10 protein-coding genes and 1 pseudogene are annotated in these 12,399 nt (G+C 71.4%); 4 read left to right on the forward strand and 7 right to left on the reverse strand.

All coding sequences use genetic code 11. From position 1 onward, the window contains the following. Positions 1-165 precede the first annotated feature (165 nt). Positions 166-1,460 (reverse strand): annotated as a pseudogene (locus ACQP0N_RS28575) (cell division protein PerM). Between the two features lie 200 nt (positions 1,461-1,660). Between ACQP0N_RS28575 and ACQP0N_RS28580 the strand changes: the two are divergent. Beyond that, positions 1,661-1,921, forward strand: coding sequence for a hypothetical protein (locus ACQP0N_RS28580; protein ID WP_355050663.1), 261 nt, complete (start codon positions 1,661-1,663; stop codon positions 1,919-1,921). Between the two features lie 63 nt (positions 1,922-1,984). Here the strand turns inward: ACQP0N_RS28580 and sucD are convergent, their stop codons facing one another. The 3 genes from sucD to ACQP0N_RS28595 form a co-directional block, all read right to left on the reverse strand. Continuing rightward, complete coding sequence (sucD, locus tag ACQP0N_RS28585; RefSeq protein WP_433115434.1) at positions 1,985-2,872, reverse strand: succinate--CoA ligase subunit alpha; 888 nt, start codon at positions 2,870-2,872, stop codon at positions 1,985-1,987. Between the two features lie 2 nt (positions 2,873-2,874). Further along, on the reverse strand, positions 2,875-4,053 hold the full coding sequence (gene sucC, locus ACQP0N_RS28590) for an ADP-forming succinate--CoA ligase subunit beta (RefSeq protein WP_433115435.1): 1,179 nt from the start codon (positions 4,051-4,053) through the stop codon (positions 2,875-2,877). A 417-nt stretch (positions 4,054-4,470) separates the two neighbouring features. After that, positions 4,471-4,875, reverse strand: a complete 405-nt coding sequence (locus ACQP0N_RS28595) for a cobalamin B12-binding domain-containing protein (RefSeq protein WP_425728359.1) — start codon at positions 4,873-4,875, stop codon at positions 4,471-4,473. Positions 4,876-5,302: 427 nt separating this feature from the next. On the opposite strand from ACQP0N_RS28595, the gene ACQP0N_RS28600 reads away from it, so the two are divergent. Together ACQP0N_RS28600 and ACQP0N_RS28605 are read left to right on the forward strand one after the other, a co-directional pair. After that, the gene (locus ACQP0N_RS28600; RefSeq protein ID WP_433115438.1) at positions 5,303-6,010 is read left to right on the forward strand and encodes a M23 family metallopeptidase; all 708 of its coding nucleotides are present in this window, start codon (positions 5,303-5,305) and stop codon (positions 6,008-6,010) included. Positions 6,011-6,271: 261 nt separating this feature from the next. Further along, entirely contained in the window at positions 6,272-7,039 is a 768-nt protein-coding gene (locus tag ACQP0N_RS28605) for a M23 family metallopeptidase (RefSeq protein ID WP_433115440.1), read from the forward strand. 141 nt (positions 7,040-7,180) lie between these two features. Here the strand turns inward: ACQP0N_RS28605 and pcrA are convergent, their stop codons facing one another. Next, positions 7,181-9,586 (reverse strand): DNA helicase PcrA, encoded by a 2,406-nt coding sequence (pcrA, locus tag ACQP0N_RS28610; RefSeq protein ID WP_355050669.1) that lies wholly within the window; start codon positions 9,584-9,586, stop codon positions 7,181-7,183. 292 nt (positions 9,587-9,878) lie between these two features. On the opposite strand from pcrA, the gene ACQP0N_RS28615 reads away from it, so the two are divergent. Then, a complete protein-coding gene (locus ACQP0N_RS28615) occupies positions 9,879-10,268 on the forward strand; it encodes a chorismate mutase (protein WP_396832832.1) in 390 nt (129 codons plus the stop codon). Between the two features lie 77 nt (positions 10,269-10,345). On the opposite strand, the gene ACQP0N_RS28620 is transcribed toward ACQP0N_RS28615, so the two are convergent. Together ACQP0N_RS28620 and ACQP0N_RS28625 are read right to left on the reverse strand one after the other, a co-directional pair. Further along, positions 10,346-11,359, reverse strand: a complete 1,014-nt coding sequence (locus ACQP0N_RS28620; protein ID WP_355050671.1) for an ABC transporter ATP-binding protein — start codon at positions 11,357-11,359, stop codon at positions 10,346-10,348. Further along, positions 11,352-12,395 (reverse strand): ABC transporter ATP-binding protein, encoded by a 1,044-nt coding sequence (locus tag ACQP0N_RS28625; protein WP_433115442.1) that lies wholly within the window; start codon positions 12,393-12,395, stop codon positions 11,352-11,354. The genes ACQP0N_RS28620 and ACQP0N_RS28625 overlap by 8 nt, the downstream gene beginning before the upstream one ends. Positions 12,396-12,399: the final 4 nt, after the last annotated feature.

The following is a 12,399-nucleotide window of genomic DNA, read 5'->3' on the forward strand; positions in this document are numbered from 1 at the left end:
CCCGCGGCGTTCCCGCCCCTAGACCGCTCCCGGCCCACCCAACCCACCCGGCCCCCGCCCCCGTGCGTTGATCATGAAGTTATCGCCCCTCGTCTCGGCGTGTCGGGACAACAACTTCATGATCAACGGAGGGAGGCGGGGGCCTGGGGGCAGGTGGGGGGGTGGTCAGGGGGTGGGGCGGGGGGTGCGGGTCAGTACGCGGGTGGCGGCGGCGCCGAGCAGCGCGCCTACCGCGACGACGCCGGCCGCCACTGCGCCGACCTGCCAGGCCACCGGCCCGAGCTGCGCCAGCCGTCCCGATCCGAGTGGTCCGGCAGAGGCCGCGGCGGCGACGCCGAGCAGCACACCGGCCACCGGGCCGGCCAACGCCGCCGGCGCCAGCAACTCCGCCCACCGTCGCGGAGCGCGCTCCGGCCCGGCGACGCGGGCCAGCCGGCGCGCGAGCAGCCAGCCGGCGACCATCCCGGCCAGCACCGGCACCGCGAGCAGCAGGGCGCCGAGGCCGTCCACCGGGCCGCGCGGCAGGCCAGCGAGCAGGGTACGGCCGGCAGCGCGCCGACGGACACCTCGCTGGTACGCACGGCCGTGTCGACGCCGACCGCGAAGCCCGGCCCGAGCAGATAGCTCGTCGACCAGACCGCCGCGTTCGGCGCGTACGCCATGCTGACCAGGGTGATCCCGGCCTGCCCGGCCACCCCGGTCCGGTACGCGCCGATCATGTCCGCCGCGTCGCCGCCGCCGGTGGCCACGGCGAGGCCGGCCGCGCCAGCCCCCGCCCCGAGGAGCAGGAGCGCTGCCACCAGGCCGGTGCGGACACCGTCGCGCAGCGGGCCGGGTATCCGGGTGATGAGCAGCCGGGTCACGGCGGTGATGCGGATCGCGCCGACCAACGCGCCGAGCGCACCGACCACCGCGAACGTGGCCGCCGCCCGTACCGGCGACACCTGTGGACCGTGCGCGCCGATCAGCAGCGCGGCGAGAGCGCCGAGCAGGGCGTACGCCAGACCGACCGCTCCGGCCGCGATCAGCGCCCGGCGCGGTGAGCGGCTGTCGCGGGCGCCGATCGCGCGGCTCACGTGCACACCGGCCCGGCTGAGTCGCCACAGCGCGAGCACGGTCAGCGCCAGCGGGGCGAGCCCGAACGGGCCCGCCTCGGTGTGCAGCGGAACACCGTGCCCCACCAGCCAACCGGCCAACGCGGTGCGCAGAGTGCCGCCCAGCGTGGTGGAGTCCGCGCCGAGCTGGACCAGGCCGAGCACGATGGCCACCGGCAGGTACGACGTGAGGGCGGCCCCGCCGGCGGCCACCCCGGCGGCGACGGGCAGCGGCGCCCGACCGCGTGGCGACCCACCGGCGCGGGGCGCGGGCACCCGTCGGCGCGGCGGGGCGCGGTCGACCGGCCGCTCGTCGGCGCGTACGCCGCCGGCACGGCTGGGACGGTCAGGGGTGACGGGGGACATCCGCTCTACTCTGGCACGTCGCGCGGGCTGTGGCAGTCCGATAACCCGCCCCGGAGGGCGGCGAGTTGAGCGAACCGGGGTCCGGGCGACCCGGACGGGTCTAGCCTCGGCCCTGAGGGGGTGGCCGTCGCCGCCATCGGATCCCACCCGCCGGTCGCGACCCGGGTAGGTCGGCCGCCCACGACGCACCGGAGGTAGTCGTGACGACCGCATACCCGCCACCACCGCCGGCCCGGGGCCGGGACCGCACCACGCTCTGGGGCGTGCTGGGCATCGTCCTCGGCCTGATCTGTTGCGGCATCCTCGGCATCATCTTCGGCTACCTGTCACTGCGCGACGCGCGGCGTAACGGCCAGTCGCCGGTGCTCGGCTACCTCGCCATCGCGTTCGGCGTGATCAACATCATCGGCGGGGCGATCCTGCGTCTCACCGGCAACTACCCGTTCTGGAACAACGACTGAGCCGGCGGTACGACGAAGGGGCCGACCGGTTCCGGTCGACCCCTTCGCTGTTGCCCTGCCTGCTCAGCTGCCGGACATGATCTCCCGCATCAGCTTCGCGGTCTCGGTCGGCGTCTTGCCAACCTTCACCCCGACGGCCTCGAGCGCCGCCTGCTTCGCCTCGGCGGTGCCGGCCGAGCCGGAGATGATCGCGCCGGCGTGGCCCATGGTCTTGCCGGGAGGCGCGGTGAAGCCGGCGATGTAGCCCACCACCGGCTTGGTCACGTTGGCCTTGATGAACTCGGCGGCCCGCTCCTCGGCGTCGCCGCCGATCTCACCGATCATCACGATGGCGTCGGTCTCCGGGTCGGCCTCGAACGCCTTGAGAGCGTCGATGTGCGTGGTGCCGATGATCGGGTCGCCACCGATGCCGACGCAGGTGGAGAAGCCGATGTCGCGCAGCTCGTACATCATCTGGTAGGTCAGCGTGCCGCTCTTGCTGACCAGGCCGATTCGGCCGGAGCCGGTGATGTCGGCCGGGATGATGCCGGCGTTGGACGCGCCCGGGGAGGCGATGCCCGGGCAGTTCGGCCCGATGATTCGGGTGCGCTCGCCCTGGGCGAGGTTGTACGCCCAGAACGCGGCGGTGTCGTGCACCGGCACGCCCTCGGTGATCACCACGGCCAGCGGAATCGCGGCGTCGATCGCCTCGACCACGGCGGCCTTGGTGAACTGCGGCGGCACGAAGATGACGGTGACGTCGGCACCGGTCTCGGCCATGGCGTCCGCCACGGACGCGAACACCGGCAGCTCGGTGCCGTCGAAGTCGACCTTCTGGCCCGCCTTGCGCGGGTTGACGCCGCCCACCACGTTGGTGCCGGCGGCGAGCATCCGCCGGGTGTGCTTGGAGCCCTCGGAGCCGGTCATCCCCTGGACGATGACCTTCGATTCCTTGGTCAGCCAGATAGCCATGATCAGACCCCCGCAGCTGCCAGCTCAGCGGCCCGCTCGGCCGCACCGTCCATGGTGTCCACCCGCTGCACGAGCGGGTTGTTCGCGCCGTCCAGGATCGCCCGGCCAGCCTCGGCGTTGTTGCCGTCGAGACGGACGACGAGCGGCTTGGTGACCTGCTCGCCGCGCTGCTCGAGCAGGGCCAGCGCCTGGATGATGCCGTTGGCGACCTCGTCGCAGGCGGTGATGCCGCCGAAGACGTTGACGAAGACGCTCTTCACGGCCGGGTCGGAGAGCACGATCTCCAGCCCGTTCGCCATCACCGCGGCGCTCGCGCCGCCGCCGATGTCGAGGAAGTTGGCCGGCTTGACGTTGCCGTGCCGCTCACCGGCGTACGCGACCACGTCGAGGGTCGACATGACCAGACCCGCGCCGTTGCCGATGATGCCGACCTCACCGTCGAGCTTGACGTAGTTGAGGTCCTTGGCCTTGGCGGCCTGCTCCAGCGGGTCCACGCTGGCCTGGTCGACCAGGGCCTCGTGGTCCGGGTGCCGGAACGCGGCGTTCTCGTCCAGGGTGATCTTGGCGTCGAGCAGCAGCAGCCGCCCGTCGCCGTTCTTGGCGAGAGGGTTCACCTCGACCAGGGTGGCGTCCTCGGCGACGAACGCCTGCCACAGGCCGACGGCCACCTCGACGACCTGGTCGGCGACTTCGGCCGGGAAGCCGGCCGCGGTGACGATCTCCCGCGCCTTGGCCTCGTCGACACCGGTGTTGGCGTCGATCGCCGCCTTCACCACGCGGTCCGGGGTCTCGGCGGCGACCTGCTCGATGTCCATACCGCCGGCCACGCTGGCGATGCAGAGGAAGGTGCGGTTCGCCCGGTCGAGCAGGTACGAGAAGTAGTACTCCTCGGCCACGTCCGCCGTCACGGTGATCATGACCTTGTGGACGGTGTGACCCTTGATGTCCATGCCCAGGATGTCGGTGGCCCTGGCCACCGCCTCATCCGGGCCCTCGGCGAGCTTGACGCCACCGGCCTTGCCTCGGCCGCCGACCTTCACCTGCGCCTTGACGACCACTCGACCGCCGAGGCGTTCGGCGATCGCGCGGGCCTCTTCCGGGGTCGTGGCAACGCCGCCGGCCAGCACGGGCAAGCCGTGCCGCTCGAACAGGTCCCGCCCCTGGTACTCGTACAGGTCCACGATTGCGCGTCCCGTCCCGTCTCCGCGGCGCGCCGTCGCGCCGCCACCAGCGTTCAGAAAACAGTTTGACGCCTGTCATCAGTTGAAACAGGCCATTGGCGGCAGCCTAGCGAGGTGGGCACGGCCGGCAACCGAGCGGGTGCGCGGTGTGCGGTAATGCACAGAGGCGATCGGGAGACGACCGGTTCTGGCCAGGCCAGGGCGGGTGTCAGCCGTCCGGGCGATGTTGGCGGGGGTGCGTAACCCGGCCGTGGGGTCGTCGTTGAGTCAGGTGTCGGAGCGCTGCACAGCGCGATGACGGGAGACGGCCGATGCCCTGTCGGTCGAGGGGTGGCGGCGGGGCATCGTGCATAGAGGGGCCGGACGTGTGAGGGGTGCGTCCGGCCCCTCCCCCGTGCCCGGAAACAGCGCCTCCGCTCAGGAGACCGGCTGCGCCACGTTCTCGCGGACCCACTCGACGATCGCCTGGGTGGTGGCGCCCGGCGTGAAGATCTTCGCGACGCCCAGCTTCTCCAACTCCGGGATGTCGCCGTTCGGGATGATGCCGCCACCGAAGACGACGATGTCCCGCGCGTCGCGCTCGGTGAGCAACTCCAGCACCCGGCGGAACAGCGTCATGTGCGCGCCGGAGAGCACGGAGAGTCCGACCGCGTCGGCGTCCTCCTGGATGGCCGTCTCCACGATCTGCTCAGGCGTCTGGTGCAGGCCGGTGTAGACGACCTCCATCCCGGCGTCCCGCAGGGCCCGGGCGACGACCTTCGCGCCGCGGTCGTGGCCGTCCAGACCTGGCTTCGCGACGACGACCCGAATTCGAGAGCTCATCAGCGCACACCTTTCACCGGCTCCACGGCCTTCACCTGAACGAACGGTAACCCGCCCGGCCGGGGCCGGGAAATCCGGGCCGGAAACACGTCCGTCATCCCGGCGACCTCGGAGGGACCCGGCGGCACGCACCCTCGTCCGGCTGCGGCGTCAAGCCGGACTACTCCGCCGGATCGGTCACGCTCGGCGACGAACGGGTGGTTACGGGGGCACCGTTCGACGGCACGATGCGTGACAATCACGGACGCAAACGGACAAGTCGACACGCCAATTCGACGGTCTGGCTTGTGACTCGCCTGGTGGTTGGCTAACGTGTCCACGGTTGTCATCAGGTCCATGGACGGGTGACGACGCGGTCGGCAGACGTTCACCTGAGCTTCACGGACGTCCACCGGTCGCCTCGGAACCCCGACAACGGAGGGTGTGCGTGCGCCAGCGCCTGTCGTCTGAGCCCGATCGATATCGCGGCCGCCGCCGCGTACCCACCCCCCCGCGTAGCCGTTACGCGGCGGTCGTCACCACCGCGTTCGTCGGCGCGGGCATCGTCGCGCTGGGCGCGTCGGCCCTGCCGGACGCCAAGGACGTCAGCCCGTCGGTGCTCGACGAGCTCAAGCAGGCGTCGGTCACCAGCCAGGACGCCGCTGCCCGCGCGGACAACGCCGAGCGCGCCTCCCGGGACAGCCGCGGCAAGGAAGCGGCCGAGCCCGACGTCTGGATGCTGCCGCTGCAGGGCTACGACTTCAACTCGCCGTACGGGATGCGGTGGGGCAAGCTGCACACCGGTGTCGACCTGGTCGTCCCCGAGGGCACGCCCTACGTGGCCGTCCACGACGGGCTGGTCACCAAGGCCGGCTGGTTCGGCGGCTACGGCTACGCCGTGATCGTGCAGCACGCCGACGGCAGCGAGGCCATCTACGGCCACTCCTCCGCGCTCAGCGTCAAGGAGGGCCAGCAGGTCAAGGCGGGCGACCAGCTCGGCCTGGTGGGCCAGACCGGTCACGCCTACGGCACTCACCTACACCTCGAACTGCATGTCAAGGGCGCACCGATCGACCCCGTTCCGTACCTCCAGGAGCGCGGAGTGGACATCAAGCTGCAAGTCGAGGCAATCTACAGCGATGCAGCCGCGTCCTGACGCTGCGTACTGACCGTTGACCGCCCGGATCTGTCGATCCGGGCGGTTCTGCATGTGCTGATGTTTCCTGGGTCACAGCGACAACTGTGGCCCAGCACACGCCGCACATGATCATATTTCTGGACGTGGGGCTGAAAAGCGCCTCATAACGGGCGGGCTCGCCTGCGGTCCGCGCGTCGGGCGGCCGGACCACGCGGTCATCCCACTCGGCCCGGCACCAGTATTTCGAGGTCAAGTGCCCCTCGACTGTGAAGGTCCGCCGTGCCGGAAGACAGCCCCGTCCAGAACGAGAACACCCCCGACACCACCGGTGAGCAGCCTCGGCGCGCCCGCCGACGGAACCGCCTCATCGTGCTCGGCGCGGCCGGCCTGGTCGCCCTCGGCCTGGGCGGGGTCGCCGTCGCCACCACCGGACCCGACCGGCCCGCGCCGACCGCCGTCTCCCTCGACGCGCAGTCCCGGGCCGAGGCCGCCAGCCGGGCCGACCGTTCGGCCCGCGAGTCGAGCGCGCCCGCCTCCCCGTCGGCCAGCCCGACCGCGAGCCCGTCGGCCGTCGTCGCCAGCCCGTCGCCCACGAAGACGGCCCCCGCCAAGCCGAAGCCGAAGCCGAAGAAGACCACCAAACCGACGGCCGCCTGGGTCGATCCGATGCCCGGGGCCGAGGTCACCTCCTGCTACGGCCAGCGCTGGGGCACCCTGCACGCCGGGATCGACCTGGCGCTGCCCTCGGGCACCCCCATCCGCGCCGCGGCGGCCGGCACTGTCACCCAGGCCGGTGACGCCGCCGACGGGTACGGCAACTCGGTCTTCATCGACCACGGCAACGGCTACCTGACCCACTACGCCCACCAGAGCCGCATCGCGGTCACCGTCGGCCAGGCGGTCAAGGCCGGCCAGGTGATCGGCTACGAGGGCGCCACCGGCGACGCTACCGGCCCGCACCTGCACTTCGAGGTGCACCAGGGCATGTGGAACCAGATCGACCCCGCCCCGTTCATGCGCGCCCGCGGCGTGGACCTGGGCTGCTGACCCCGCACCTGCGCCGATCTTGCACTTTCGGTGGCGACACAAAGGGCACGAGCCCTCAAGTCGACAACCGAAAGTGCAAGATCGGCGCGGGAGTGGCGCGTGGCGCGGCGCGCGGGGCGCGGGAGTGGCGCGTGGGGCGGGTTAGAGCTTGTCTACCGGGGCGTGGCGCAGGACCAGCCACATGGTCTGGTCGCCGAAGTCGATCTGCGCGCGGGCGCCGGGGCCGTGGCCCTCGACGGCGAGCACGCGGCCCAGGCCGTAGCGCTGGTGGTTGACCCGGTCGCCGGCCGCCACCTTCGGCCCCTGCGGCAGCTCGCTGGCCGTGGTCAGGCGACTGCCGTCCACGCCGAGCCGCTGGGCGAGCTGGGCCGCCTTGGGCGTACCCCCGGTAAAGGTGCCGCGCCCGCCGGGCGCGCGGTCCGCGCGGCCACCGACGCCGCCGCCTCCGCCGGCCCACGAGGTGTACGACCCCTCGGTGCGCTCCCAGCGCACCAGCTCCGGCGGCAGCTCCTCCAGGAAGCGTGACGGGGGGTTGTAGGACGGCTGCCCCCACGCCGAGCGGGTGACCGCCCGGGACAGGTAGAGCCGCTGTCGGGCACGGGTGATCCCCACGTACGCCAGTCGGCGCTCCTCCTCCAACTCGCGGGTGTCGCCCAGCGAGCGCAGGTGCGGGAAGACGCCGTCCTCGAGGCCGGTCAGGAAGACCACCGGGAATTCCAGGCCCTTGGCGGTGTGCAACGTCATCAGGGTGACGACGCCCTGGTGGTCGGGGTCGTCGGAGGGGATCTGGTCGGCGTCGGCCACGAGCGCGACCTGCTCCAGGAACCCGGCCAGGGTGGCCCGCTCCCCGTCCTCGCCCAGGGCCTCGATCCGCTCGGTGTACTCCCGGGCGACGCTGACCAGCTCCTGGAGGTTGTCCACCCGACCGGCGTCCTGCGGGTCGAGGCTCTCCTCCAGCTCGGTCAGGTAGCCCGAGCGGGTCAACAGGGCCTCCAGCACCTCCTCCGGGGTGCCGGTCTCGGCCAGCTCCCGTGCGCCGTCGAGCAGCGCCACGAAGTCGGCGATGCCGTTGGCCGCGCGGGTGGAGATGCCGGGCGCCTCCCGGGCCCGGCGCAGCGCCGCGCCGAAGGAGATCCGGTCGCGGCTGGACAACGCCTCGACGCACGCCTCCGCACGGTCGCCGATGCCCCGGCGTGGGGTGTTCAGCACCCGCCGCAGGCTCACGGTGTCGTCGTCGTTGACCACCGAGCGCAGGTACGCCAGCGCGTCGCGGACCTCCTTGCGCTCGTAGAAGCGCACCCCGCCGACCACCTTGTACGGCAGGCCGGCGCGGATGAACACCTCCTCGAAGACGCGGGACTGGGCGTTGGTGCGGTAGAAGACTGCGACGTCACCGGGGCGGGTCTCGTCGGCGTCGACGAGGCGGTCGATCTCCCGGCCCACCCAGTCGGCCTCGGCGTGCTCGGTGTCCGCCACGTACCCGACGATCCGCTCGCCGTCGCCGGCCTCGCTCCACAGCCGCTTCGGCTTGCGGGAGGTGTTCCGGTCGATCACCGCGTTGGCCGCGTTGAGGATGGTCTGCGTGGAGCGGTAGTTCTGTTCCAGCAGGATCGTCCGCGCGTCGGTGAAGTCCCGCTCGAACTCCAGGATGTTGCGGATCGTCGCGCCCCGGAACGCGTAGATCGACTGGTCGGCGTCACCGACCACGCACAGCTCGGCCGGCGCCAACCCGTCGGTGCCGGAGACCAGCTCCTTGATCAGGATGTACTGGGCATGGTTGGTGTCCTGGTATTCGTCGACGAGCACGTGCCGGAACCGCCGCCGGTAGCTCTCGGCCACGTGCGGGTGGGACTGGAGCAGGTGCACCGTCGTCATGATCAGGTCGTCGAAGTCCAGCGCGTGCGCCTCGCGCAGCCGGCGCTGGTAGAGCGTGTACGCCTCGGCGAGCGCCCGCTCGTTGGGCCCGCTGGCCCGCGCGGCGAACTGCTCCGGGTCGACCAGCTCGTTCTTGAGGTTGGAGACCTGGGCGGCCAGCCCGCGCGCCGGGTAGCGCTTCGGGTCGAGATCCAACTCCCGGGCGACCAACTGCATGAGGCGCCGGGAGTCGTCCGCGTCGTAGATCGAGAACGTCGACTTGAGGCCGGCGTGCTCGTGCTCGGCACGCAGGATGCGGACGCACGCGGAGTGGAACGTCGACACCCACATCAGCCGGGCCCGTGGCCCGACCAGCGCGGCGACGCGCTCCTTCATCTCGCCCGCCGCCTTGTTGGTGAACGTGATGGCGATGATCTCGCCGGGGTGGACGTCCCGTGCGGCGAGCAGGTAGGCGATCCGGTGGGTGAGCACCCGGGTCTTGCCGGAACCGGCGCCCGCCACGATCAGCAACGGGGAACCGGCGTGACTGACCGCGTCGCGCTGCGGCCCGTTCAACCCGTCGAGCAGTTGCCGCGGATCGAGGCGGGCGGAGGCCGACCCGGGCCGGTGCGGACGGGCCGGCACGGACTCCGGCGCGGGCGGGGACGCGGGAATGTCGAAGAGAGGATGCATCGCGCGACAAGTCTATGCCGCCAGCCGGACACTTCCCGACCGGTGCACGGCTCGTCCGCCAGCCGGGCACGGCGTCACGAACCGCGTCGAATCCTTGCGCACCGGCCATCCGCGTGGGCATACTCGACGGCGTGATCGGAGCGCGCTACTACTTTTACTACGGCACCGGGAGTCCGGCTGCCGTAGGTCGCGCCTGATCGATCAGACCTGCGAAACGCCCCGGGCTCCTGGAGTCCGGGGCTTTTTCGTCCCGGGTTGCGGGCACGGGGCACCAGAGCGCGAGAGGTACCCGATGATGACAGACGTGGTGGAGCAGAACGGCGGCCCGGCACGGCCGGACCCGGCACAGGCCCCGGTCGACGGGAGCGTGCCGGAGGCGGGCCCCCCGATGGAGTCCGGCGAACCGGCCGACGCGCGGACCGGCACCGTGGAGCCGACCGCTGCCGCACGGATCGTGCAGATCAGGGAGCGGATCGACGAGATCGACCACGCCCTGATCACGCTCTGGCAGGAGCGGGCCGCGCTGTCGCGGGAGGTCGGCGCGACCCGGATGGCCTCCGGCGGCACGCGGCTGGTGCTCTCCCGGGAACGGGACATCCTGGAACGCTTCCGGCTCGCGCTCGGCGCCGACGGTACGCAACTGGCGCTGTTGCTGCTGCGAGCCGGCCGCGGCCCGCTCTGAGGGCGCTGCTCAGCGAACCTGGACAGACGAAACCGCCTGCCGTCGTCGGGGTGACGTCGGCAGGCGGTTCCGGGAAATCACGCCTCGTGGGTGGCGACGATCTCGCGCCGCTCCGCGAAGTGGCAGGCGCTCGGGTGGTCCGAGTCGCGGCGGATCTCCAGCAGCGGGACCTGCTCGGCGCAGACGTCCTGCGCCTTCCAGCAGCGGGTCCGGAACCGGCAGCCCGAGGGCGGGCTGATCGGCGACGGCACGTCACCCGTGAGCCGGATGATCGTCTTGTTGTTCCGCTGGGTCGGATCCGGCACCGGCACCGCCGAGAGCAGCGCCTGGGTGTACGGGTGGGTCGGCCGCTCGTAGATCTCGTCCTCGGTGCCGATCTCGACGATCTTGCCGAGGTACATCACCGCCACGCGATCCGACAGGTGGCGGACCACCGACAGGTCGTGGGCGATGAAGATGTACGACAGGCCCAGCTCACCCTGCAGCTTCTCCAGCAGGTTCATCACCTGAGCCTGGATGGAGACGTCCAGCGCCGAGACGGGCTCGTCGCAGACGATCACCTCGGGCCGCAGCGCGAGCGCCCGGGCGATGCCGATGCGCTGCCGCTGACCGCCGGAGAACTGGTGCGGGTACCGGTTGATGTGCTCCGGGTTCAGACCGACCAGGTCGAGCAGCTCGCGGACCTTGGCCCGGCGGCTGCCCCGGGGCGCCACCTCCGGGTGGATCTCGAACGGCTCACCGATCAGGTCGCCGACCGTCATCCGCGGGTTCAGCGAGGTGTACGGGTCCTGCATGACCAGCTGGATCTGCCGACGCAGCCGGCGCAGCGCCCCACCGGAGAGCTTGGAGATGTCCTGGCCCTTGTAGACCACGCTGCCGGCGGTCGGCTTCTCCAGGTTCATCAGAACCCGGGCGAGGGTCGACTTGCCGCAGCCGGACTCGCCGACGACACCGAGCGTCTCGCCGGCCCGCAGACCGAACGAGACCCCGTCGACGGCCTTGACCTGACCGACGGTCTTCTTGAACACCACACCCTGGGTGACGGGGTAGTGCTTGACCAGGTCGCGGACCTCGAGGATGTTCTCAGACACGGTTCACCAGCTCCTCGGCGAAGTGGCAGGCGCTGGCCCGCGCGTGGCCCACCTGAAGCAGCGGGGGGACCTTCTCCCGGCACACCGGCTGAGCCATGGGGCAGCGCGGGTTGAACGGGCAGCCCGGCGGGATGTTCATCAGGTTCGGCGGGAGGCCCTTGATCGTCCGGAGCTGCTGCCCCTTCTCGTCGAGCCGCGGGATCGAGTCGATCAGACCCATCGTGTACGGGTGCGCCGGCTTGGCGTACAGGTCGTACACGTCGGCTTCCTCGACGATGCGGCCCGCGTACATGACGGCGATCCGGTCCGCGACGTCGGCGACCACGCCGAGGTCGTGGGTGATCAGGATCATGCCCATCTGCCGCTCACGCTGAAGCTCCGCGAGCAGGTCCATGATCTGGGCCTGCACGGTCACGTCGAGCGCGGTGGTCGGCTCGTCGGCGATCAGCACCTCGGGGTCGAGCGCCAGCGACATCGCGATCATCGCGCGCTGCCGCATACCACCGGAGAACTGGTGCGGATAGTTGTTGAACCGGCCCTTGGCGTTCGGGATCTTGACCTGGTCGAGCATTTCGATCGCGCGCTTCTTGGCCTCGGCGCGACCCATGCCCCGCCGGACCCGGAACTGCTCGGCGATCTGGAACCCGACGGTGAAGACCGGGTTCAGGGCGGAGAGCGCGTCCTGGAAGATCATCGCGATGCCCTCGCCGCGGATGCGGCGGCGCTCCTCGCTGGCCATGCGGAGCATGTCCTTGCCGTGGAAGCGGACCTGCCCACCGGTGACGAAGCCGGGGGGCGTGTCGAGGATGCCCATGATGGTCTGCGCCGTGACGCTCTTGCCGGAGCCGGACTCGCCGAGCACGGCGAGGGTCTCCCCCGCGTCGACGTGGTACGTGACCCCGTTGATGACCTTTGCGACGCCGTCCCGGGTACGGAACTCCACCCGCAGGTCGTCGACCTCGAGCAGCCGGCCGGAGGGACGTCCGGACCCGCCGGATCCCGGCGCGGACTGCTCGGAAACGAGAATGTCGGACACTGGA

The organism is Micromonospora sp. CA-246542 (genome assembly GCF_050942905.1).
Taxonomy (GTDB): Bacteria; Actinomycetota; Actinomycetes; order Mycobacteriales; family Micromonosporaceae; genus Micromonospora.

Bases quoted from the DNA above. Each gene is read 5' to 3' on its own strand.
- pcrA (WP_355050669.1), bottom strand. From the start codon at position 9,586: ATGCATCCTCTCTTCGACATTCCCGCGTCCCCGCCCGCGCCGGAGTCC.
- ACQP0N_RS28595 (WP_425728359.1), bottom strand. From the start codon at position 4,875: ATGAGCTCTCGAATTCGGGTCGTCGTCGCGAAGCCAGGTCTGGACGGC.
- ACQP0N_RS28615 (WP_396832832.1), top strand. From the start codon at position 9,879: ATGATGACAGACGTGGTGGAGCAGAACGGCGGCCCGGCACGGCCGGAC.
- sucD (WP_433115434.1), bottom strand. From the start codon at position 2,872: ATGGCTATCTGGCTGACCAAGGAATCGAAGGTCATCGTCCAGGGGATG.